This window comes from Candidatus Polarisedimenticolaceae bacterium (genome assembly GCA_036275915.1).
Taxonomy (GTDB): Bacteria; Acidobacteriota; Polarisedimenticolia; order Polarisedimenticolales; family DASRJG01; genus DASRJG01.
This window is the reverse complement of record DASUCV010000002.1, coordinates 103,199-125,801: the sequence shown is the minus strand read 5'-3', so window position 1 is coordinate 125,801 and position 22,603 is coordinate 103,199. Positions and strand designations below refer to the sequence as shown.

Annotated in this window: 23 protein-coding genes; 12 read left to right on the top strand and 11 right to left on the bottom strand. The window is 69.4% G+C overall.

Annotated elements, in window-relative coordinates; genetic code table 11:
* The first annotated feature begins 184 nt into the window (after nt 1–184).
* The 5 genes from VFV19_01310 to hemG are packed head-to-tail and all read left to right on the top strand — an operon-like array spanning nt 185 to nt 3,968.
* Nucleotides 185–628 carry a DoxX family protein gene (locus tag VFV19_01310; GenBank protein ID HEX4822928.1) on the top strand — a complete coding sequence of 148 codons (444 nt, stop codon included), beginning with the start codon at nt 185–187 and terminating at the stop codon, nt 626–628.
* A 10-nt stretch (nt 629–638) separates the two neighbouring features.
* Nucleotides 639–890: a hypothetical protein gene (locus VFV19_01305; protein ID HEX4822927.1), complete on the top strand. Its 252-nt coding sequence runs from the start codon at nt 639–641 to the stop codon at nt 888–890.
* Entirely contained in the window at nt 887–1,516 is a 630-nt protein-coding gene (locus VFV19_01300; protein HEX4822926.1) for an SCO family protein, read from the top strand. Before VFV19_01305 ends, VFV19_01300 begins: the two co-directional genes overlap by 4 nt.
* Before the next feature lie 2 nt (nt 1,517–1,518).
* Nucleotides 1,519–2,553: a ferrochelatase gene (gene hemH, locus VFV19_01295; protein ID HEX4822925.1), complete on the top strand. Its 1,035-nt coding sequence runs from the start codon at nt 1,519–1,521 to the stop codon at nt 2,551–2,553.
* Nucleotides 2,550–3,968 carry a protoporphyrinogen oxidase gene (gene hemG / locus VFV19_01290; GenBank protein HEX4822924.1) on the top strand — a complete coding sequence of 473 codons (1,419 nt, stop codon included), beginning with the start codon at nt 2,550–2,552 and terminating at the stop codon, nt 3,966–3,968. The genes hemH and hemG overlap by 4 nt, the downstream gene beginning before the upstream one ends.
* Here hemG and VFV19_01285 read toward each other — a convergent pair.
* On the bottom strand, nt 3,929–4,888 hold the full coding sequence (locus VFV19_01285; GenBank protein ID HEX4822923.1) for a DUF3179 domain-containing (seleno)protein: 960 nt from the start codon (nt 4,886–4,888) through the stop codon (nt 3,929–3,931). The genes hemG and VFV19_01285 overlap by 40 nt on opposite strands.
* Before the next feature lie 26 nt (nt 4,889–4,914).
* On the opposite strand from VFV19_01285, the gene VFV19_01280 reads away from it, so the two are divergent.
* Nucleotides 4,915–6,216: a COX15/CtaA family protein gene (locus tag VFV19_01280; protein ID HEX4822922.1), complete on the top strand. Its 1,302-nt coding sequence runs from the start codon at nt 4,915–4,917 to the stop codon at nt 6,214–6,216.
* Here VFV19_01280 and VFV19_01275 read toward each other — a convergent pair.
* A complete protein-coding gene (locus VFV19_01275) occupies nt 6,164–7,315 on the bottom strand; it encodes a tetratricopeptide repeat protein (protein ID HEX4822921.1) in 1,152 nt (383 codons plus the stop codon). The two genes, VFV19_01280 and VFV19_01275, sit on opposite strands and share 53 nt — an antisense overlap.
* 70 nt (nt 7,316–7,385) lie before the next feature.
* On the opposite strand from VFV19_01275, the gene VFV19_01270 reads away from it, so the two are divergent.
* The 3 genes from VFV19_01270 (at nt 7,386) to VFV19_01260 (ending at nt 8,769) form a co-directional block, all read left to right on the top strand.
* Entirely contained in the window at nt 7,386–7,931 is a 546-nt protein-coding gene (locus tag VFV19_01270) for a hypothetical protein (protein HEX4822920.1), read from the top strand.
* A 77-nt stretch (nt 7,932–8,008) separates the two neighbouring features.
* Nucleotides 8,009–8,410 carry a helix-turn-helix transcriptional regulator gene (locus VFV19_01265; GenBank protein HEX4822919.1) on the top strand — a complete coding sequence of 134 codons (402 nt, stop codon included), beginning with the start codon at nt 8,009–8,011 and terminating at the stop codon, nt 8,408–8,410.
* On the top strand, nt 8,326–8,769 hold the full coding sequence (locus VFV19_01260) for an SRPBCC family protein (GenBank protein HEX4822918.1): 444 nt from the start codon (nt 8,326–8,328) through the stop codon (nt 8,767–8,769). Before VFV19_01265 ends, VFV19_01260 begins: the two co-directional genes overlap by 85 nt.
* Before the next feature lie 10 nt (nt 8,770–8,779).
* Here VFV19_01260 and VFV19_01255 read toward each other — a convergent pair whose 3' ends face one another.
* The 7 genes from VFV19_01255 to VFV19_01225 are packed head-to-tail and all read right to left on the bottom strand — an operon-like array spanning nt 8,780 to nt 15,735.
* Nucleotides 8,780–9,958: a heparan-alpha-glucosaminide N-acetyltransferase domain-containing protein gene (locus VFV19_01255; protein HEX4822917.1), complete on the bottom strand. Its 1,179-nt coding sequence runs from the start codon at nt 9,956–9,958 to the stop codon at nt 8,780–8,782.
* Complete coding sequence (locus VFV19_01250) at nt 9,955–10,944, bottom strand: proline iminopeptidase-family hydrolase (protein HEX4822916.1); 990 nt, start codon at nt 10,942–10,944, stop codon at nt 9,955–9,957. Before VFV19_01250 ends, VFV19_01255 begins: the two co-directional genes overlap by 4 nt.
* Before the next feature lie 11 nt (nt 10,945–10,955).
* The gene (locus VFV19_01245; GenBank protein ID HEX4822915.1) at nt 10,956–11,534 is read right to left on the bottom strand and encodes a hypothetical protein; all 579 of its coding nucleotides are present in this window, start codon (nt 11,532–11,534) and stop codon (nt 10,956–10,958) included.
* Nucleotides 11,535–11,921: a hypothetical protein gene (locus VFV19_01240; protein ID HEX4822914.1), complete on the bottom strand. Its 387-nt coding sequence runs from the start codon at nt 11,919–11,921 to the stop codon at nt 11,535–11,537.
* 14 nt (nt 11,922–11,935) lie between these two features.
* Nucleotides 11,936–12,871: a cation diffusion facilitator family transporter gene (locus VFV19_01235; protein HEX4822913.1), complete on the bottom strand. Its 936-nt coding sequence runs from the start codon at nt 12,869–12,871 to the stop codon at nt 11,936–11,938.
* Between the two features lie 5 nt (nt 12,872–12,876).
* Nucleotides 12,877–14,925, bottom strand: a complete 2,049-nt coding sequence (locus VFV19_01230; protein HEX4822912.1) for a sulfatase-like hydrolase/transferase — start codon at nt 14,923–14,925, stop codon at nt 12,877–12,879.
* Between the two features lie 9 nt (nt 14,926–14,934).
* Nucleotides 14,935–15,735 carry a class I SAM-dependent methyltransferase gene (locus VFV19_01225; GenBank protein ID HEX4822911.1) on the bottom strand — a complete coding sequence of 267 codons (801 nt, stop codon included), beginning with the start codon at nt 15,733–15,735 and terminating at the stop codon, nt 14,935–14,937.
* Between the two features lie 84 nt (nt 15,736–15,819).
* On the opposite strand from VFV19_01225, the gene VFV19_01220 reads away from it, so the two are divergent.
* The 3 genes from VFV19_01220 to VFV19_01210 are packed head-to-tail and all read left to right on the top strand — an operon-like array spanning nt 15,820 to nt 18,290.
* The gene (locus tag VFV19_01220) at nt 15,820–16,728 is read left to right on the top strand and encodes a DMT family transporter (protein ID HEX4822910.1); all 909 of its coding nucleotides are present in this window, start codon (nt 15,820–15,822) and stop codon (nt 16,726–16,728) included.
* On the top strand, nt 16,725–17,840 hold the full coding sequence (locus tag VFV19_01215; GenBank protein ID HEX4822909.1) for a PLP-dependent transferase: 1,116 nt from the start codon (nt 16,725–16,727) through the stop codon (nt 17,838–17,840). Before VFV19_01220 ends, VFV19_01215 begins: the two co-directional genes overlap by 4 nt.
* A 42-nt stretch (nt 17,841–17,882) precedes the next feature.
* Complete coding sequence (locus VFV19_01210; protein HEX4822908.1) at nt 17,883–18,290, top strand: response regulator; 408 nt, start codon at nt 17,883–17,885, stop codon at nt 18,288–18,290.
* A gap of 73 nt (nt 18,291–18,363) precedes the next feature.
* On the opposite strand, the gene VFV19_01205 is transcribed toward VFV19_01210, so the two are convergent.
* Together VFV19_01205 and VFV19_01200 are read right to left on the bottom strand one after the other, a co-directional pair.
* Nucleotides 18,364–21,633: an amidohydrolase family protein gene (locus tag VFV19_01205; GenBank protein HEX4822907.1), complete on the bottom strand. Its 3,270-nt coding sequence runs from the start codon at nt 21,631–21,633 to the stop codon at nt 18,364–18,366.
* Between the two features lie 90 nt (nt 21,634–21,723).
* Complete coding sequence (locus VFV19_01200; protein HEX4822906.1) at nt 21,724–22,431, bottom strand: PilZ domain-containing protein; 708 nt, start codon at nt 22,429–22,431, stop codon at nt 21,724–21,726.
* Nucleotides 22,432–22,603 lie beyond the last annotated feature (172 nt).

The following is a 22,603-nucleotide window of genomic DNA, read 5'->3' as shown; positions in this document are numbered from 1 at the left end:
CAAAGGGGCCGCCGCTTTCGCCCGGCCTCCCTATTGTCGACAACCTCGGTCTGGAATCCTCGGGTCGGCGAGTCTAAGCGTCCGGAAGGACAGGGGTCAAGACTCAAAAAAAGGAGAAATGGCGCTCCGACGTTGGTCCTATACTCGGCCGCGCTTTCGCGTGATGACCAAGGGGGGATGTGCGATGTCGGCCTGGTCCGATACGCTCCGCGGGCTCGAGTCGAAGAAGGACATCTGCTTCGACCTCTTGAGGATCTACCTCGGCATCGGGCTCTTCGTGAAAGGGATTCTCTTCCTGACCAACATGGAGGCCCTGTCGAGCCTCCTCATGACGTCCGAGAGATTCCAGCCGCTCGCCTTCCTCCTCACCCATTACATCCCGATCGCCCACATCGGCGGCGGCTTGATGATGGCCCTCGGCCTCTGGACCCGGACGGCGATCATCGCGAACGTCCCCGTGCTCTTTGGCGCCGTCTTCTTCGTTTATTTCGACCAGGGGCTCTTCAAGGAGAACCAGGGCCTCGAGTTCACCGCCCTCGTCTTGTTCCTGCTCGTCGTGCTCCTGATCTGGGGCCCCGGCCGCTTCTCGGTCGACCACTACTTGAAGAACGCCCCCGCTCCCGAATAACCTGGGGGTCATGACCGAAATCGAAGAGCGTTTCGCGCGGCGGGCCGTGCGCCGCAAGCGGCTGTTTTTCTGGATGTCGACCGCCGCTCTCATCGTCGCGGCGTTCCTCATCGTCCTTTACTCCACCTGGTTCTTCATCGGCCACAAGTTCGATGTCGGCCCGCGGGCGGTCATCATCCTGTTGGTGCTCCTGAACGCCCGCCAGCAGCTCCGGCAGTACAAGTACGCGACGATCCTCGAGCAGCTTCTCCCGCCGTCATGACGGTGCGCGAGGTCTTGCGGAACCCGTTCGTCTGGGGGTTCTTGATCGGCATCGTCTCGCTCACCGCGATCCGGCCGCTCCTGCGCCACGTGCCCGAGCCGCCCCCCGTGATCGGCGAGGTCCCCAACTTCACGCTCGTGGACCAGGATGGCCGCCCGTTCGGCAGCGCCGACCTGAAGGGCCAGATCTACGTCGTGAGCTTCTTCTTCACGAGCTGCCGCTCGATCTGCCCCGCGATCATGCACGGCATGGCGCGCCTTCAGGACGGGTTCGAGCAGCGCGGGATCAAAGGGGTCCATCTCGTCAGCATCACCGTCGACCCCGAGCACGACCGCCCCGAGACGCTGCGCGCGTACGGGAAGGACCTCGGCGTGAAGTGGGATCGATGGACCCTTCTGACGGGTGACGGCGCCGCGATCCGCCGGGTCGTCGTCGACGATTTCAAGACGCCGCTCCAGGCCGCGCCTCCTACGCCGCCGGAGCCGCTCGACATCGCCCACACCGGCAAGGTCGTCCTCGTCGACGGCAGCGGCGGCATCCGCGGCTATTACGGCACCGACGACATGGGGCTCGACGAGGTCTTCAACAGGGCTCAGCACGTGCTCCGGCAGATGGCGGAGCATTGAGGATGTCCACGCCGACCGGGCTCCTTCTCGTCAACCTCGGGACCCCCGATTCGCCGAAGCCGGCGGACGTGCGCCGCTACCTGCGCGAGTTCCTGTCGGACCCGCGCGTGATCGACGTCAACCCGGTGCTGCGCTTCATCTTCCTCAACTTCATCATTCTGCCGTTCCGGCCGAAGAAATCGGGGGAGGCGTACGAGAAGGTCTGGACCGAGCGCGGGTCGCCGCTCCTCTTCCACGGCCTCGACCTGACCGAGAAGGTGCGGGCGCGCCTCAACGGAGTTCCGGTCGAGTTGGGGATGCGCTACGGGAAGCCGTCGATCGCCGACGCGCTCCGCCGGCTCATCGATCGCGGGGCGGATCGCATCGTCGTGTTCCCCATGTTCCCGCAGTACAGCTCCGCGGCGACCGGGTCGGCGCTCGAGGTCGTCTATCACGAGGCGGGGAAGCTCTGGAACACGCCGACGCTCGACGTGGTGCCGCCGTTCTTCGATCACGCCGCCTACATCGACGCCTGCGCGCGCGTCGCGTCGCGCACGATCGAGGGGTCCGGCGCCGAGGTCGTCCTCTTCAGCTTCCACGGACTCCCCGAGCGGCAGTGCATCAAGAGCGACCCCACGGGAAACCACTGCTTCAAGAGCGAGAGCTGCTGCGACGCCCTCGTGGACGCGAATCGGTGGTGCTACCGGGCGCAGTGCCTCGCGACCGCGCGCGCGCTCGCGGACCGGCTCGGGCTCCCCGCCGAGAAGCGCATCGTGTGCTTCCAGTCGCGCCTCGGGCGCACGCCGTGGATCCGCCCGTACACCGACGAGATCATCATCGATCTTGCAAAGCGCGGCGTGAAGCGGGCGGCGATCCTGAGCCCGGCGTTCGTCGCGGACTGTCTCGAGACCTTGGAGGAGCTCGGGATCCGCGCCGCGGCGAGCTTCCGCGAGCACGGCGGCGAAGAGTTGCGCGTCGTCCCGGCCGTCAATGCCGAGGACTTCTGGGCCGACGGCGTCGTCGCGATCGCGCGCGAAGCGGCCGGCCGCGGGCTATGAGCGCTCCGGTCGTCGTCATCGGCGGCGGGGTCAGCGGCCTCGCCGTCGCGCGGCGCCTTCACCCGGCCGTTCCGGTCGTCGTGCTCGAGGCCGAGCGCACCCTCGGCGGCCAGGTGAGGACCGAACACGACGGCGGCTTCCTGCTCGAAGGGGGCGCCGACACGTTGCTCACGCAGAAGCCGTGGGCGATCGAGCTCTGCCGTGCGCTGGGGCTGGCGGAGGAGCTGGACGGGATTTCGGCGCGGAAGGGCGGCACCGAGATCCTCCACCGCGGCAGGCTCGTCCCGGTTCCCGACGGATTTCTCATGATGGCGCCGACGCGCATCGGGCCGGTCCTCCGCTCTCCTCTCTTCTCGCCCTGGGGGAAGCTGCGCCTCCTCATTGAGCCGCTCGTGCCCCGTGCCGACCATCTCACAGACGAGAGCCTGTCGTCGTTCGTGACCCGGCGGTTCGGGCGCGAGGTCCTCGAGCGGGTCGCGGAGCCGGTCATCGCGGGGCTGTACACCGCCGATGCCGAGCACCTGAGTCTCAGCCTCACGATGCCGCGCTTCCTCGATCTCGAGCACGAGCACGGGAGCGTCACCCGAGGACTGAAGAAAGCGATGCGTGCGCGGGGCGCGCGCCCGTTCGGGCACGGCACCGGCGGCGGAGCGTTCGTCGCGCTGCGCCACGGGATGGGGAGCCTGATCGAGGCGTTGGCAGCTGGGCTGCACGTGCGCACCGGGTTCAGAGTCGCCAAGATCGAAGAGGTTCGTAGTCGACAGTTCAGCGTTCACGGTGAAGGCGGTGAAGCGATCACCGCGAGCGCGGTCGTGTTCGCGTGCCCGGCGTACGACATCGCGAGGATCGTGAGCGACCTCGACGCCGACGTCGCGGCGATTCTCGACGAGCTCCCGTACGCGTCGTCGGCGGTGGTGCATCTGATCTACCGGGCCGAGGACGTGCGCGCGCCCCTCCGCTCCTTCGGGTTCTTCGTGCCGAGGACCGAAAGGTCACCGATCCTCGCGTGCAGCTTCGTGAGCGAGAAATTCCGCGGGCGGTCTCCGGCCGGCTTCACCGTGCTTCGTGTCTTCATGGGGGGCGCAACACGGCCCGAGATCCTCGACCACGACGACGCCGGTCTCGCCGAGACGGCGCATCGCGCGCTCGTGCCGGTGCTCCGCCTCACCGCAACGCCGGAGTCGACGCGCGTCCATCGCCATCCCCGCGCCATCCCGCAGTACGCACCCGGCCGCGGCCTCGAGAGCCTCGTCCATGGCGTCCAGCGGCACGAGGGCCTCTTCGTCGTCGGCGGCGCCGCGGGTGCCGTGGGGATCCCCGACTGCGTGCGGGCCGCCGAGGCGATCGTGCCGTACGTCGAGGAGCTGGTCTCCCCTCAGCTCGGCCCGCGGGTCGCGTACCAGGCGAACCAGTAGGCGAAGGTCCCGGGGACCGGCGTCGTCCCCGACGGTCCGACCACCTCCGTCCGCGTCCCGGCGGGATCGACGGCGGCGTCCTTGAGCGTCCCCGCGGGATCGGCGAAGACGACCGCCTTCCAAGGGCGGCCGTCCCTCGGCGGGAGCGGATCGACCGGGAATTTGAGGGCGTCGGAGCCGGCGTACGTCCCGTAGACGTCCTGGTCGTACCGGTCGCGCTCGGCGACGATCGGAGCGAGGACGCGCGTCTTGGGCCAGGCGCGCGACCAGTCGTCCCAGCGGGCGAGCGCGACGGGGAGCACGGTGAGCCTGGTTCCCTTCGCCGCCTGGGGACCCGCGACGGCGCGCGCGAGGAGCGGGCTCCACAGGCTCTCGCCGCGGTGGCTTTCCCTCCGGTCGAACATGAGGAGCGTCGACTGGTGGAGCAGGCCGCTGACGCCGAAGTCGAGCGTCTCCCCGCCGGCGCGCCGGTCGAAGACGGCGATCGCGTGCGAGAGCGGGTGATCGACGACGGCGATCGGAATCCCGCCGACCACGTCGTTGACGATCTCGTGCCACGCGACGACACGGAGCGGGTAACAGCGGGCCTCGCCGTTCAGGACGACGCCGATGACCTTGTCGTCACGGACGAGGTACTTCTCGGGGAGCTCGGATGCGGCGAGAGTCGCCGGATGCTCGAGCGCCGGGAGGGCATCCGCGACCATCCCCGAGGCGGCGATCGTCGCGCGCGGGATCGTCGCGCTCGCCAGATCGAAGCCGTAGCTCGCCGGGTCGCGGCCGTCGCCGCGCGGACGGATGCGCGACGGATCGAGGAGGCTTCGCAGGTTCCAGAGCGTGCCGCCGAGCGTGAGGACGAGGGCGAGGGCGAGCACCCAACCGCCGCTCGAGAAGGTGAAGAGGCGCGCTTTGGGTCCGCCCATGCCCGAGAGGCTACAATGCCGCGCCCATGAGCGACACGCGCCGCTACGGCGACGTCCTGGCACTCGCGTTCGGCACCACCGTCGCCCTGTGGGCGGTCGCGTACGTCGGGCGCCTCCCGGTCGTGCTCGCCCCGTCGAGCGTCGTGCTGGCCGGGCTGCTCGCCGTCCTCTTCCTCGGCGGACGCGCTGCGGGGGCGATCGGCGATCACGGGGTCTGGGGCGGCGTTCTCACCGGCGCTTCGAGCGGCCTCCTGAACCTGCTCGTCCTCGGGAGCTTCCTCACGAAGACCGAGAGCCCGAACGCGCTCGTCCCGGCGGCTGGACTGTTCGTGCCGGGGTCGATCCTCGTCTCGGCGGCGGTCGCCGGGGCGGGAGCGCTCCTGGGCGTGCGCCGGAAGAAGGCCTCGCGCGAGGCGGCGGACTGGACCGCGCTCCTCGCTGTCGTCGCGGTCGCGGCGACCGTTCTTCTCGTCGTCGCGGGTGGCCTCGTCACCAGCAACAAGGCGGGTCTCGCCGTCGCCGACTGGCCGACCTCGTACGGCTACAACATGTTCCTCTACCCGTTCTCGCGGATGACCGGCGGGATCTACTACGAGCACGCCCACCGCCTGCTCGGCGCGCTCGTCGGCCTGACCACGCTCACGCTCGCCCTCCGCGTCCTCTTCACCGAGCGGCGCGGGTGGGTCAAGCGGCTCGCCCTCGCTGCGCTGGCGCTCGTCGTCGTGCAGGGGATCCTGGGTGGCCTGCGCGTGACCCAGACGAACCTCTACCTCGCCGTCGTCCACGGGGTGACCGCGCAGATCTTTCTCGCGCTCCTCGTCGTCATCGCGGTCGTCCTGAGCCGGACCTGGCGGAGCGACCGCGACCCCGAGCGTACCGCGAGCGCGGGCGGCGATCGCGCGATCGCCACCCTCGCCGTCGCCGCCCTCGTCGTTCAGATCGCGCTCGGCGCGGTGCAGCGCCACCTGAGCCTCGGGCTCATGATGCACATCGTCATGGCGTTCGTCGCCGCGGGGATCGCGATCGCCGCCGGGGCGCGCGCGTGGGGGTTCCACCCGAACGAGCCGATCCTCAAGCGCCTCGGCCTCCTCCTGATCTACGGCACGGGGTTCCAGCTCATGCTCGGATTCTCGGCGTGGATCGTACGGGGCGCGTTCGAGCAGGGCACGATGCCCCTGGACTGGAAGGTCGCGATCACGACTCTCCACCAGGGGACGGGGGCGCTCCTCCTTGCGACCGCGGTTTGTCTGCGCGCCTGGGAGGCGCGCCTGCTCGTCAGTGAGCCGCGGCTGCACCCGGAGCCAGCTTCGGACATCCGAGGTCGCTGAAGACCTTCGCGAGCATCGTCTGCGCCTCGGTGAGCTTCGGGTTCGCCTTGATCGCGCGGTCCAGCACCGGGATCACGAGGACGAGCTGCTTCTGGTCGACGAGCCGGTGCGCGAGGCTCATCGCGGCGGGTGACGCCGGCCCTGCCGTCGAGACGACGTCGAACGAGTGCGCGAGATCTTCGACCGCCGAGTCGCCCGACGCCGAGGGAAGGGCGAGGTCGCGCATGAGCGATGCCGAGGCCTTGGGGTCGATCCCGTAGGCGGCGACCGACGAGGCGAACTGGTCCTGCGTGTCCTTGCTCACACGGAACACCGCATCGAACGCCGTCTGCGCGCGCTTGTAGTCGCGGAAGAGCATCGCAGCGGTCGCGCGCGTGCGCTGGAAGCGCACGTCCTGCGGATTGAGCGCCGCCGCCCGGTCGAAGGCGGAGTCGGCCTCCTTCTTCCGTCCGATGCGTGTGAGCATGTTGCCGTAGTCGAGGAGGACCGCGGCGGCGTTCGGATACGCCTTGATGACCGGATTCAGGAGCGTCACGCCCCCTTCCGGATCCTTGCGCTTCGTCCGCTCCGCCGCGAAGGTGGTCAACGTCTTGGCGAGCTCGGGGGTGTGGGGAAGCGCGGCGAGCGTGTCCTCGATCGCGGTCTTCGCGCGGTCGAGGCGCGAGGCGTCGGTGAGGAGGAAGCACTTGAAGAACCGGATGTCCTCGCGCTTCGGCGCGCGCTTGATCCCCTCGTCGAGGTCGACGATCGCCTCCTCGAGGAGCGCCGAGTCGTAGGTCACCTGGACGGGCGTCTCGTCGAGCTTGCCGGCGGGGAGCGCGATCTGTCCCTTGTCGATGTCGGCCTGCGAGACGCTGACGTTGACGAGGTGGGTCAGCTTGCGTGCCTTACCGCCCAGGGCGCGGGCCGTCGCGAGCCGGAGATCAACGTCGTCGGGGTGCTGGGTTACCGCCGCCCGGCCCTTCGCGACGGCGTCGTCGACCTTCCCGTCCTTGAGCAGCGCCTCGACCTCTTGCGCCGGCCCCGCCGGGGTCGCCGCGAGGGCGCGAGCCGCGAGGAGGAGCGTCGCCGGGAGGATGCTGAGCCAGGTTCCGCGCATGCGAAGCGGGAAGTATACGGTCGGCGCGCAAATCGCGCTGTTAGAATCCCCGACTCGGGAGAGCTGCGCCATGCCGTCGCCACGTCGGATCCTTGCTTCCATTCTCCTTCTCGCGATGGCCGCGGCAGTTCCCGCGCGCGCGGCCGAGACGGTCTACGCCGGAGTCTCGCTCCTCGACGAGTACAACATCGACGTCATGGGCGCCGGCGACAGCGCCCGCATGGCCGCCGGGCTCTCGTTCGGCACCGCGTACCCGACCGGCTGGTGGTGGACCGCCGGCCCACGCCTCTCGTGGGTCCGCTGGAACGTCGACATGCCGCGGCAGGACGGGATCGGAGCCGGCGGCATGTTTGGAATGGGCTACCGCCCCGAGCGCACCGTCTCGCCGTTCGCCGCCGTCGCGCTCGACCGGGTCTTCAACGTCTCGAGCCGCTTCGATTGGCAGTCGGTCATCTATGCCGGCGCGCGCGTCAAGGTGACGACCGACCCGCGCGAGTACTTCTCGATGACGTTCGCTCTCTACCAGTCCGCCGTCTTCGGCGGCAACGGGCCCAGCGGCTCCGATTACGGGATCGCGGTCCTCTACTCCGCGGCGTTGTTCGCCAAGAAAAGATAGTCAGTCGTCAGTAGTTACGAACCACCAACGACAGGCTACAACTTGACATGCAAGCAAATGCTTGCATAATGTCCCTCATGTCCGCCGACGCCGTGTTCGCCGCTCTCGCCAGTCCCGCGCGGCGGCGCCTGCTCGATGCCCTCTACGACGAGAACGGCCAGACGCTCGGGGACCTCTGCCGGCACATGACGATGAGCCGGCAAGCCGTGACCCAACACCTCGACGCGCTCGAGGAGGCCAACCTCGTGGCGACCGTGTGGCGAGGGCGGGAGAAGCTCCACTACCTGAACCCGGTGCCCCTGCACGAGATCCTCGGGCGGTGGGTGTCGAAGTACGAACGGAAGCGTCTCGATGCGCTCGCCGACCTCAAGGCGCGCGTGGAAGGAGGGAAGGCATGGACCGGCCCCGTTTCGTCTACGTCACGTACATCCAATCCACCGCCGAAAAGGTCTTCGAAGCGATCCGCGACCCGAAGATGACGCGGGCGTACTGGCACCACGACAACGTCTCGGACTGGAAGGCCGGATCGAAGTGGGAGCACCGGACCGCCGATGACGAGCGGAAGCTCAAGCTCCTCGGCAAGGTCGTCGAGATCGATCCGCCGCGGAAGATCGTCATCACCTGGGCGTTCCCGGCCGACGAGAAGAACCCGGCGAAGCACTCGCGCGTGACGTTCGATGTCGAGCCGGTGCGCGGCGTCGTCAAGCTGACGGTGACGCACGCCGATCTCGAGCCGGGCTCCGAGATGGAGGGCGCGATCTCGCGCGGCTGGCCGATCGTGCTGTCGTCGATGAAGACGTTCCTCGAATCGGGGAAGCCGCTGCCGAAGCTTTGGTAGCGCGGGTCGACTAGACGAAGCGAAGCCACCACGCGTCGTGCGTTCGCTTGTATTGAGCGAACCACCGGCAGGGGAACCACAAGAGGACGACGGCGAGCGCCCACACACCGTAGAGGAGCGGCAAGCTCCATGTGTAGCCGTCGGGCGGCGGTGGGTTTCCCATCGGGTGATTGGCGAAGAGCCACGGATCGATGTGCCCCTCGCGCGCGAGCGACACGAGACAGGCGAGCGCGTGGATCAGCGGGATGTGGAGCACGTAATAGAAGAACGGCACCCGGCCGAACACCGTGAGCGCGCGCGCCACCGCGCCCTTGGCCCGCTCGAGGAGCGGCATGATCGCGATCGCGGGGCCGAGCGTCATGAGCAGGAAGAGGAGCGAGGCCGGGTACTTCGTCGTGTTGAGGAACGAGAGGAAGGCGGGCATCGGCGGCTTGGCGCCGCACGGGCGCGGGTCACCGTAGAGGTTCGCGCCGCGCAAGGCGAGAAAGAGCACGATCGCCCCGACGCCGATCGCGAGGCATGCGCGGTTGCGTCTCTCGGGCGGCAGCACGAGCACGCGCCCGAACGCGTAGCCGGCGAGCATGGTGCCGATCCACGGGACGAGCGCGTAGAGGATGACGAGGACGGGTCCGTCGGGGCCGGCCTGGATCGGTCCGGCGGAGAAGCCGACATAAAGGATCTTCCAGAGCGCCGCGCCGATGCCGCCGTCGAGCGTCGGGATGATCGCGGCGACCTTGGCGTCGAGGATGTTGTGCCCGAACACGATGCCGAGCCCGACGACGGCGATCGCCGGAAGCGGCAGCTTCGACACTACCGCGAGCGCGATCATCGACCAGCCGATCGCCCAGATGACGCCCGCCATCTCGTAGTGCCGGAAGTCGAGGTTGAACGTCCAGCAGACGCGAAGGATCGTGAGCTCCAAGAAAATCAGCCACACTCCGCGCGCGACGAGGAACCGCGCGAGGCGCTCGTGCGCCAGGCCGTAGAAATACGCGCTCGTGCCCGCGAAGAAGACGAAGATGGGAGCGCAGAAGTGAGTCACCCAGCGGGTGAAGAAGATCGATGGATCGGGACCGCCCGCGGGAACGCCGGAGAAGACCCGCACGTGGTCGATCGCCATCAAGACCATCGCCGCGCCGCGAAGGAGGTCGATCGCGGCGATGCGCGGGGCGGCGTCTTTCTCGATCAACGCCCGTGGAGGAAGTCGTCGACCGCCTTGTTGAAGAGATTCGGCTGGTCGACGAAGGTCATGTGGCCCGAATCGGGGAGGATGACGAGCTTCGAGCCCGCGATGCACGTCTGCATGTCGCGCGCGATCGACGGGTCGCTCTCGTCGTGGTCGCCGGCGGTGATGAGCGTCGGGACCTTGAGCGTCTTCAGACGGTCGGCATACTCGACCGAGACGAGGTTCCCGTCGATGACGTACTCGCCGTGGCTTCCCCACATGGTGCGGTAGAGCTCCCACGACATGCCGCTCGTGTTCGTGGGGTCGTAGCCGGGATCGGGATGCTTCCGGTAGAGGTACGGGAAGTAGCCCTCGCCCCACGCGGCGGTCATGTACTCGTTCGTGTAGCGGTTCTTCTCGAAGTCCTTCCCGTGACCGTAGAGGCCGTCCCTCTCCATCTTCTCGATGCGTGAGCGCAGCTCGGGAGTCATCGCCGCCATCATCTTACGGAAGACCGCGTTCAGTTGTTTCGTGCTGTGGAAGGTGCTCGCGAGGACGAGGTGCGCGAGGTTCTCCTGGTACTTGAGCGCGTACGCCTGCGCGAGGACGCCGCCGTAGGAATGGCCGAGGAGGTTGATCTTGCCGAGGCCGAGCGTGCGGCGCACCGCCTCGACGTCGTCGGCCATCGCCTCGACCGTGTAGCCCGAGGGATCCTCGAGGCGCTCCGACTTGCCGGAGCCGCGCTCGTCGATGAAGACGAGGCGGTTCGTGCGCGCGAGCGGGAGGAGGCCGGGCAGGAGGTAGTCGTGCGACGCCCCGGGGCCGCCGTGGACGATGACGAGCGGGTCGCCTTCGCCGAACGCCGTGTAGTAGATGAGCACGCCGTTCGCGTCGATGAACCCTTCGTCGATCCTGAGGACGCCGGTCGACGACGGTTCCGGCGGCGGGGTCCAGTTGCAGCCGGCGAGGGCGAGAGCGCAGGCGATGAACGCGATCGATCGGGGCGACATCGGGATTCTCCTTAGACGCGCAGCTCCTGGCTCGCCGTTCCGCCGGTCCGGAGCTTCGCGAGCACGATGGCGTGGCTCGCGATGATGAGCGGGACGACGAACGTCGGGAGGAGCGAGAGCGGCAGCCGTAGCAGCTCGGCCATCGAGCCGGGGTCGAGGCGCGCCAGGCGTCCGGCGGTGAAGACGACGAAGAGGATGTCGAGGAGACCGAAGAGGTTCCACGCGTAGACGAGGCGCCGCCGGGAGGCGAGCGGCCGTGCGAGCGCCAGAAGGGCGAGCGCCCACGACGCCGTCACGATGTCGCCCCAGCCGCCGGGGACCGCGAAGGCGCGCGGGAGCTTCCCCTCGCCGTAGAGGACGAGGAAGTAGATCCCGACGAAACGTGTCAGGTGGACCGCGACCAGGCTTTCGAGCGAGAGCGCGCTCACCCAGAGCTTGAGCGACGGCACCGACCACGAAGCGGTCAGCGCGGCGGCCGTGAGCAGGAAGACGAGCGCCTGCGGGAGAGGCGGCTGCAATCTTGTGACGAGTCCCGATGCTCCGGCGGCGAGCGCGGCGACGAACCAGACGACGAGGATCGCCGGCCCCATCTACTCTTCGGAGCGGCCGAGCTGGCTCAGCACGTCGCGCAGGCCCTCCCGGGCCGAGTCGCCCGCGCCCAGCTCGATCGCCTTCCGGAAAAACGTCTCCGCCTCGGCCGGCTCGTCGGCGACGTCGTCGAGGAAGTGCGCCAGCTCCTCGTACGCCTCCGCCGACTCCGGGTCGAGCTTCACCGCGTCGCGGAAGCAGGCGAGCGCCTCTTCGAGCGCGTCGGGCTCCTCGTCCGCGACGAGCTGCATGAGCTGGCCGCGGAGGATGAGCCGCTCGGCGGTCGGCCCCTCCTGATCGACGATCGCGTCGAGCTCCTCGATGTCGTCCGGCGTCGCCGTCCCCTCGCGGGCGACGCGCTTCCGGATCCGGTTCAGGCGCGTGTCCATGGCTTCCCCCACCGTCAGCTCGAGCGCGGTTCGGCCCTCGGGGGTCCGTCCGGGCGGTCGAGCGCCTGATCATCCCACGAGGCGGGATCGTCGAGCGACTCGAGATGCGTGAAGACGCTCACGTCGGGCACCGCGCCCCGGATGTCCGCCTCGATCCGCTCGAGGAGGCGGTGGCCCCGGTGGACCGTCCAGTCCCCCGGCACGAGGACGTGGAGCGAGACGAACCGGCGGGAGCCCGACTCCCGTGTCCGGAGGGCGTGGTACTGGATTCCCTGGCTCGTGTAGCGCTCGAGCGCCGCCTTGAGCGCCGCCATTTCCGCCGGCGGGAGCGCCGCATCCATGAGGCCCGAGACCGACATCCGGATGAGGCGGATGCCCGACCAGACGACGTTGCCGGCGACGGCGAGGGCGATCAGTGGGTCGAGGATCCGGATACCGGTGAGCGCGACCGCGGCGACGCCCGCGACGACACCGACGGAGGTGTAGACGTCGGTCAGGAGGTGGCGTGCGTTCGCCTCGAGGGTGATCGAGCGGTGCCGCCGGCCGGCGCTGAGGACGACGAGCGCCACCGCGAGGTTGATCGCGGACGCCACGATCGAGACGCCGAGCCCCAGGCCGATCTGCTCGAGCGCCTTGGGCACGAAGATCCGCTGGATCGCCGCCACGGCGATGCTGATCGCCGCGAGGAAGATCAGGGTGCCCTCGACGACGCTCGAGAAGTACTCGGCCTTGCCGTGGCCGTAGGCGTGGCCTTCGTCCGGCGGCCGCGCGGCGGCGGTGAGCATCGCGAGCGCCATGAGCGCGCCGGCCAGGTTGACGAGCGACTCGAGCGCGTCGGAGAAGAGCCCGACCGAGTGCGTGAGAACGTACGCGACCGTCTTGAGCGCGATCGTGACGACCGCCGCCGCGATCGACAGCCAAGCGAAACGGCCGAGCGCGCGCCTGTCCACGAGCTTTACTTGGACAGCTCGGCGATGAGAGCGCGAAGGTCGGCCACGTCCGGATCGCCGGGGGGCGAGAGGGTGAGCGCCTGCTCGAACGCGGCCTTCGCCCCCGGCTTGTCGCCGAGCTGATAGAGGCGGATCGCCCCGAGGGTCTTCGCCAGATCCGGCCGCGGCTTCTCCGCGAGCGCCCGGCCGTAGAACCCCGCCGCCGACTTGTAGTCCTCGGCGGCGTAGGTGAGCTTGCCGAGCGCCTCGAGCGCCTCGACCTGTCCGGGGTTGAGCGCGATCGCGCGCTCGAGCGCGGCCTTGCCGGCGGCGGTGTCGCGCCGGGCCACCTCGAGCATCCCGAGCTCGGTCTCGATCGTCGGGTCGGCGACGTCGTGCGCGCGTGCCTTGAGGAGCATCTGGCGCGCTTCCTCCGGCTGGCCGCGGGTCGCGAGGAGCGAGGCGTAGTTGAGGTACGTGTCAGCGTGGCGCGGGGCGAGGTCGAGCGCCTTGTCCCACGCCGCCTTCGCCGAGGCGAACGCCGCGTCGTCCTTGACCGCGGTCGTCGCGTACGCGTTCCCGAGATCGAACCAGGCCAGGTTGTTCCCGGGCGCCGTCGCACTGACCTTCCTGTAGGTCGCCACCGCTTCGTCGTTCTTGCCGGCCGAGAGCTGCGCCTGGCCCAGGAGCAGGAGCGCCGGGATGTTCCCCGGATTCTTCGCCAGGATCCGCTCGAGCGGAGGCACGGCGTCCGTCGCCGGTCCGAGCTGGATCGACCGGCGCGCCGCCTCGAGGTCGGGGAGGAGACGCACCCCGTCCTTGGGGTCGAGGCCGCCGATGGCGGCCGTGCTCGACCCGCCGACGTAGCCGAGCGACGCGAGCTTCTCGCGGCGCTCCTGGGTGTCGGGGTCGTTCGCGGCCTGGAGGACGGTGAGCGCGCCGGCGCGGGCGTCGAGCGACGCCGCCATCTCCGCCGCGCGGGGTGCGCGCGCCTTCACGAGGTCGCGCTTCTCGCCGGGATCGGTCGGCAGCTCGTACAGCTCGTGCCGCGGCGCGTCGATGAACTTGAAAGGGTACGAGACGAGCGCGCGGAGCGCCGCCCACCCGTAGGCGAACGACGGGTAGTAGCTCTCCATCTCGTACTCGCGCGCCGGTTCCTTGGCGCCCGCCATGAGGCCCTTGAGCGAGCGGCCGTCGGTCGCGGGGAGCGCGGGGAGGCCGAGGAGATCGAGGATCGTCGGGGCAACGTCGACGAGGCCGACGCAGGCGCGCACCGACGTCCCCGCGGGAAGGCCGGGGCCGCGCAGGATGAGCGGGACGTGCTGCGTCGCCTGGTAGACGAAGATCCCGTGCGTCGCTTCGCCGTGCTCGCCGAGGCTCTCGCCATGATCGCCGGCGACGGCGACGACGAGCGGCGTTCCCTTGCGCTTGAGCGCGTCCATGAGCCGCCCGAGCTGCGCATCCATGAAGGCGATCTCGCCGTCGTACGGCTGTTCCTTGAATCGCGCCGCGTACGGCTTCGGCGGCACGTAGGGGAGGTGCGGGTCGTAGAAGTGGACCCAGAGGAAGAACGGCGCCTTGAGCTCGGCGAGCCGCGGGAGGACCGCCTCCATCGTCTGGCTCGCCGCGCGCTCCTCGTAGTTGAACGCGAGCTTGTCACCGATCCGCACCCCGTCGTCGTAGGTCGTGAAGCCGCGCGCGAGGCCCCCGGCGCGATCGAGCACCGCCGCCGAGACGAACGCGGCCGTCTCGTACCCCGCGCTCTTGAGCCGCTCGGTGAGCAGGGGGACCTTCGCGTCGAGCTTGAACCCGGCGTTGTCGCGGACCCCGTGCCGGCGCGGGACGAGCCCCGTGAGCAGGCTCGTGTGCGCGGGAAGGGTCAGCGGCACCGGCGAGAGTGCGTTCTCGAACCTCACCCCCGACCGCGCGATCGCGTCGATGTTCGGGGTGAGCGCGCGCGTCGAGCCGTAGCAGCCGAGGTGGTCGGCCCGCGTCGTGTCGAGGGTGACGAGCACGACCGAGGGCCTGGCCGGCGCCGTCGCGGCGGCCGCGGCGAGGAGAAGGGCACCGATCATCCGGGGATTCTACGTCGCGGTCAGGATGAGGGCCGCCACCGGGGCGGAGTAGGGGACCGCGCCCTCCCCGTCACGCATGCCGCGCGCGAAGGCGTCGATCACCTGGTCGAAATCGGCGCCACGGTCGGTGAGGAGGCCGGCGAGCGGCGTGCCCCGAGCGAGGCCGGTCGCGACGTGCCGGGCCGACGGCGCGCTCGCTTCGAGGTCAACGCGCTCGACCGCGACCGTATCGAATCCGGCGCCGCGGGCGAGCCGGTCGAGCACGACCGGGTCGTGCATCCCGTGGGGGATGTCGAGGAACCTCGGCGGATCGTCCGGAAAGAGGCGCTCGAGCGTCTCCGACGCGATCCTCGCCGGCGGGTTGTCGTCGAGCGAGCACCAGGTCGCGAGCACGAGCGCGCCGCCCGGCCGGATGACCCGGCGCGCCTCGCGGAATGCCGCCTCCTTGTCCGGAACGAACATCAGACCGAACTGGCAGACGACCGCGTCGAACGCGCCGTTCTTGAAGGGCAGCTCTTGCGCGTCGGCGGTTCTCCAGTGGACGTCGGCGCCCATGAGCCGCGCGCGCGCGTAATCGAGCATCGGCTGATTGAGATCGGTCGCGACGATCTGAGATGCCGGTGGGAGCGCCTGCCGGAGCCGCCGCGTGACGATCCCCGTTCCGCACGCGATCTCGAGGACGATGGACGGCGACGTGGCGGCGACCCGGCGCGCCGTTTCCTTCGCGAACGGGTCGAAGAAGAACGGCCCCATGAACCGGTCGTAGAACGCCGGAACGTTGCCGTCGAAGCGCGGGCCGGGCTCGGTCATCGAGCGATTGTAAATGGGGACAGCCCCCTTTTTCCTCCAAAGCCTCTATCGCGGCCGTAGTACCGCCTTCGTATAGTGCGCATCGTGACGCGCGCCTCCGACGGCCCCTGGAACCATCCGGTGCGCGCGCGCCTGGCGATCCTCGCAGCCGCGATCCTCTTCTCGTCGGGCGGCGCCGCCATCAAGGCGACGTCGCTCACCGGCTGGCAGGTCGCGTCGTTCCGTTCGGGGGTCGCCGCGCTCGCCGTCCTCCTCATGCTGCCCGCGGCGCGACGCGGATGGGGCGTGCGGCCTCTCGTCGTGGGCATCGGCTACGCCGCGACGATGATCTGCTTCGTCCTCGCGAACAAGCTCACGACGTCAGCGAACACGATCTTCCTGCAATCGACGGCGCCGATCTACCTCGTGCTCATCGGCCCGCTCGTCCTCCGCGAGCCGATCCGGCGGCGCGAGGTCGCGTTCATGGCGGTGCTCATCGTCGGCCTCGCCCTATTCTTCATCGGGCGCGAGCCGGTCAGGATCACGGCGCCGCAGCCGATGCAGGGCAACGTGATCGCGCTCCTGTCGGGAGTCTTCTGGGCCCTTACGATCGCCGGCCTCCGCTTCGTCGGGAGAACGGGAGGGCCGTCAGGCGGCGCCGCCGCATCGGTCGTCCTGGGGAACCTCATCGCGTGCCTCGTCGCGATGCCGTTCGCGCTCCCCGTCGGCCAGATCGCCTTCCGCGACGTCGCGGTCGTCGGCTTCCTGGGCGTCTTCCAGATCGGGCTGGCCTACGTTTTCCTGACCGCCGGGATCACGCACGTCGGCGCGCTCGAGGCGTCGCTCCTGCTCCTCGCCGAGCCGGTGCTCAATCCGCTCTGGGCATGGCTCGTCCACGGCGAGCGCCCGTCGGCGTGGTCGTCGGCGGGCGGGATCGTGATCGTGGCGGCGACGGTGGCGAAATCGCTCTACGATGCGCGCACCGCGCCCCAGGGTGGGAGGGCCTCACGATGAAGTTCGAGACGATGGCGGTGCACGCCGCCGACCCGGATGCCACGACCGGCGACGTTGCGCCGCCGATCCATTTCGCGACCACGTTCGCCCGCGATCCCGGCCTCGTGCTCATCGGCGACGTCCAGTACGCGCGCGAGGGCGGCCCGACGCACGCTCTGCTCGAGGCGGCACTCGCGCGCCTGGACGGCGGCGAGCGGGCGATCGTTTTCTCGTCGGGGATGGCCGCCGGGACGTCGATTCTCCAGAGCCTCGGCTCCGGCGACCGCGTGCTCCTGCCCGACGACGCTTATTACGGTTTCCACGTTGCCGGGCGTGACTACTTGAATCGCTGGGGGATCGAGACCGAGACGGTCGACATGTCGGACCTGAGCGCGCTCGCGCGGGCCCTCGATCGCCCCGCGCGTATCGTGTGGCTCGAGAGCCCCAGCAACCCGCTCCTCAAGGTCGTCGACCTCGCCGGCGCGATCGCGCTCGCCAAGCGGGCCGGCGCCGTGACGGTGGTCGACAACACCTTCGCGACCCCGGCGCTCCAGAGCCCGCTGGCTCTCGGCGCCGACGTCACGCTGCAATCGGCGACGAAGTATCTCGGCGGCCACAGCGACGTCATGGGCGGCGTGCTCGTCTTCGCCCGGCGGGACGATTTCGCCGAGCAGGTCGCGCACGCGCGGCACATCCTCGGCGCGATCGCCAATCCGTTCGCGTCGTGGCTCGTGCTTCGCGGCGTGCGCACGCTCGCCCTCAGGATGGAGCGGCACTCGGCGAACGCGCTCGCCGTCGCGCGGGCGCTCGAGCGCCATCCGCGCGTGAAGGCGGTCCACTATCCGGGACTCCCCTCGCACCCCGGCCATGAGATCGCCGCGCGGCAGATGCGGGCCTTCGGGGGGATGCTGTCGTTCCGTGCCGCCGGCGGACGCGATGCCGCGATCGCCGCCGTCGGCCGCTCCCGCCTCTTCGTCCGCGCGACCTCCCTCGGCTCGGTCGAGAGCCTGATCGAGCACCGGCAGACGAGCGAGGGAAAAGGCTCGAAGGCGCCCCCCGAATTGATCCGGCTCTCGGTCGGGCTCGAGCATCCCGACGACCTCATCGCCGACCTCCAGCAGGCGCTCCAGTAGGGAGACTGGCGCGCCCGCGCAAGGGGCCTAAATTCTTCCGGCGTGGGCACCCCCGAGGTCACCGCGAACGACTTCCGAATCCTCGTCGTCGACGACGAGATCACCGTGCTCGAGGTCATGGCCGAGATGCTCGGAAGCGCGGGCTGGACCGTCGACGCGCTCTCGAATCCGATCGAGGCCGTCGGCAAGGTCAAGCGCAACCGCTACGACGCGATGGTCGTCGACCTCTACATGCCGGACCTGCCGGGCCTCCTCCTCCACTCGAAGATCAAATTCATCGATCGCGAGCTCTGGACGCGCACGATCTTCGTCTCGGGCCACTTCACGTCGGAGGAGCTGCGCCGCTCGCTCGAAGGAACGCCGCGCTTCGTGCCGAAGCCCTTCAAGAGCGAGGCGCTCCTCGGCACCGTGGGCCTGGCGCTCCCCGAATCGCCGCGCACGAAGAAATAGAAGGGGGACAGGAACCGTATTTTTCTTACACGCGCACTTCGCGTGTAAGAAAAATACGGTTCCTGTCCCCCTTCTATTTCTCGCGCTTGAGGTCCTCCGGCTTGTAAGCCCTGCCGTTCTTCACGACGAGGCTCACCGTCTCGGAGTTGTGGATGTCCTCGAGCGGGTTCTTGTCGAGGACGACGAAGTCGGCGAATTTGCCCGCTTCCAGCGAGCCGAGGTCCTGATCGAGCCCCAGCGTCACGGCGGGATTGTGGGTCGCGACGCGGAGCGCCTCGAGAGGCGTCATTCCGCCCTGCACGAACGCCCACATCTCCCAGTGCGGTCCCAGGCCCTGCATCTGACCGTGGGCGCCGAGGTTGACGAGGCCGCCGGCGTGGAGCACGTCCTTCGCCGACGCGGCGACGTCGACGTGGTGCCAGTCGGCCGGGTCGGTCGCCATGATTCCGCGGATGCGGCCGAGCTGGTCGACGATTCCCTGCGGCACGAACATCTGGAGGCGATCGTCCTTCCAGAGGTCGTAGTGCTGGTGGAACCACTTGTCGCCGGAGATCCCGCCGTAGGCGACGAGGAGGGTCGGCGTATAGGCGGTCGTGCTCTTCGCGAAGAACTCGACGGTGTCCTTCCGGAGCGGCGTGTAGGGGAGCGCGTGCTCGACCGTCGTGTGGCCGTCCAGGATGAACGTCATGTCCATCTCCTGGTCGCCGCCGCCTTCGGGAACCACGAGCATCCCCTCGTCGCGCGCCGCCTTGATGATCCACTGCCGTGCCTCGCGCCGGGGCTGCATGTACGACTTCACGGAGAACGCCCCGAGCGCCTTCATGCGCCGGAGGTGGTGCTGCGCGTCCTTGAGCGAGTGGATGACGGCGCGCCCCGGCAGATCGGCGCCGTAGAGGATGAAGCCGGTCGAGAAGATGCGGGGGCCGGTCATGAGACCGGCTTCGACCATCTCGCTCTGGCCGAAGACCTCCTGGTTCGACGCTGACGGGTCGTGCGTCGTGGTGACACCGTAGGCGAGGTTGGCGAGGTACTTCCACGGACGCTCGGGGAAGATGTCGAGGGTCGAGTAGTGCAGGTGCGCGTGCTCGTCGAAGAGCCCGGGGATGATCGTCTTCCCTGAGACGTCGACGACCTTGGCGCCCGCCGGGGCCTTCACCTTGTCCTTGGCGCCGATCGACACGATCCGGTCGTCCGTGACGACGATCGTGCCGCGCTCCAGGACCTCGTCGCCCTTCATCGTGACGATCCGCGCGCCGTCGTAGACGACCGTCCCCGAAGGCTTGTCGCGCGGCACCGTGAGGACGATCTCCTTCGCCTCGCTCTCGGGGAGCTTCTCCTCGTCGTCCTTCTTCGCGTCCTCCGTCGCCTTCGCGTCCTTCTTCTTGTCGCCGGACTTCTTCGCGTCGGCCTTCTTGTCGGCCTCGTCCTTCTTGGCCTCGTCCTCCGGCTTCGGCCACGCCTTGTCGAAGGCGAGGCGGTGGAAGGTCGGCCCCCAGATCCACGTGATCGTCTTGCCGTTGTCCGCCCAGTTCACCCACTCGCCACCCTCCGCGGTGAACTTCGCGAGCGGGAGCGCCGAGCCGTCGAGGTCGATGTCGACCGTCTGCGCGCCGAGCGACGGCAGAGCGGTGACGTAGGCGTTGTACTGCTCGTTGAAGGCGACCCACTTCCCGTCGGGGGAGAGGCTCGCCTCCTCGGCGCGCGTCCAGCGGAGATGAGTGCGCTTGTCGGTCCCGTCGAGCTTGACCGAGTTGAGGAGGCTCTTCGGCGGATTCGGTCCCTTCGCGTCGTCGTCCTCGAGGTAGTAGATCCGCTCGCCGGCGGCGTCGAACTGCGGTCGCGTCATGCGGCGGTTCGTGCCGCGATTCTTCGCACCGATGACGTAGGTCGATTTCCCGCCCGACGCCGGGACCCAGCGGATCTCCTCCCACAGCTCGTCCGAGAGGTCTTCGCCGCGGAACGACGCGCCGCTGCCGGCGACGTACACGATCTTCGAGCCGTCGGGGGAGAACGACGGGTTCACGTACTGTCCGGCAACGGTGGTGACCTTGGTCGGCGGCGCGCCGCTCGTCGGCATCGTCCAGACGTTGCCGCCCTCCTGGTCGTTCCACGTCACGTAGGTCAGCTTCCGGCCGTCGCGCGAGAACGACGGCGCGTACTCGAGGTCCTTCGACGTCGTGACGCGGACCGGAGGCGTGCCCGCCGGGAGGTCCATCGCGTAGAGGTGTCCCAGGGCGGAGAAGACGAGCAGCCTGCCGTCGGGCGAGATGACCGGCCACCGGATGATCCGCGCACGGACGTCGCTCTGGCCGAGGCGCCGCGGCGTGTGGAGCGACGCGGTCACCGTCTGGTCGACGGCGGCGGAGAAGGGGATCTCGGTGCGCGCGCCGCTCGCGGCGTCGTAGCGCCAGATCTTGCCGTCCGCGGTCGTCACGATCGACTTGCCGTCGGGGGTCCAGGCGTAGCCGGGGAAGACGCCGTGGAACGCGAAGCCCTCCTGGTTGTCGCGCTGGAGGCCGCTCGCGAGCTGCCGCATCTTGCCGCTCGCGAGGTCCATGACGTCCATCACCGTCACCGCCCGGATGCGGCGGACGTAGGCCATCGACGCGCCGTCGGGGGAGATCGCCGGGGCGGCGGCGCCGCCGAACTCGCCGGTGACCGGAACGAGCTGGCCGTTCCAGCGATCGAATCGCTTGATCTGCCAGATCCCCTCGTTGACGTTACGGTCGTAACGGTAGCGTGCGTCGCGCGCCGAGAAGTAGACGAACCGCCCGTCCTTCGAGAAGCACGGGTCGGCCGCGTCCGGCTGCTCGTCCTTCTTCGTGAGCTGCACGCCGGAGCCGCCGCGGACGTGCCACATCCACAGCTCGACGGTTCCGAGCGAGCTGGCATCCGTGAGGCGCTTGCGGCCGACGAGGTAGTCGCCGTCGGGCGACCAGGCCGGTCCGTTGACGGTGGAGTCCTTCTCCTTCGAGACCTGGCGCGCCTGCTTCCCTTCGAGGTCGCAGACCCACAGGTTCTCGATGCCGCTGCGGTCGGACGCGAACGCGATCCACTTGCCGTCGGGGGAGAAGCGCGGCTGGGCGTCGTAGGCGGGACCGCTCGTGATCCGCTTCGCCTCGCCGCCGCCGATGGGGATGAGGTAGAGATCGCCCAGGATCGACGCGACGATCTTGGTGCCGTCGGGATGCACGTCGAGCGGCAGCCACGTCGCCTCGGTCGTCGTGAAGGCGACCTGGTGCGTCGGGCCGTGGGCGTCCTCGACCTTCCAGGCGTCGTCCTTGGCGGCGACGGGCGTGAACAGGAGAGCGCAGACGATCAGTCGGGAAACGGAAACGCGCATGGACGGGACCTCCCCTCGGGCGTGCGGCCGGCGATCATGCCACGGCGGCACGCCCGCTCCTACGGAGCCGGGGAGTGTTTGTTTCGGCGTCTACGGCAGGGCGGTGACGTAGCTCTGGTAGACCACCGGCGGCTCGGACAGGCGAACGCCCATCCCCATCGGCCGTCCCGGCTCCGAGCGCTCGCGGCTCCACATGACCAGGCCGCGAAGCGGGATCGTGTGGCCGTCGAGGTCGAGGTTGATGAGGAGGCTCTGCCCGTCGTCCTCGGGGCCGATCGCGCCGATGAACATCCCCTCGAGCGAGACGTTCACCGTGACGCCGCGGACGCGCGCGCGCTCGTGGCCCCACCGGACCGGAAGGCACGTGAGCTTCCGGCGCGCCGTCGAGAACGCGGTGGGGGACGTGGGGAGGGGCGTGTGCATCGGCTCGGGACCGACCGGCGCCAACCCGTCGCGGCGCACGAGCCGCTTCGCCTGAACGTGCGACTCGATGAACGCGATCGCCTGCGCCGCGGCTTCCTCCTGGGTGTCGCCGACGAACTTGATCGTCCCGTGCCCGCCGGGAATCGTCCACAGCACGTTCGGGAACGTGACGATTCGCGCGCGCCACACGTCGTGGGACGGGGCGACGAGCACGCCGATCGCCTCGTGGCCGCGTGGCGTCTCGACTTGCACGCGCCACGCCGGGCGCTCGGCCCCCGTCGCCGGCAAGCTCCCCGGACACGCGCGCGGCCCGTCGTGCGCCGTGCCGCAGGTCCCGCACCAGCGCGCGACGGCGCCCTCCATCCCCATGCCCATGACCGCCTCCTCCCCCGGGACCCGGTCGCTCCTCCTGGTCAATGAGCGACCACGGCGATGACGAGGCAAGGCGGGTGCCACGGCGGCGGGAGCGCCGAACGTGCCGATTGCAGAATGGGGTGTCACGGAAGCGCAGTGGGGATTACGGAAGAGTCGACCGTCGAGAGTCATC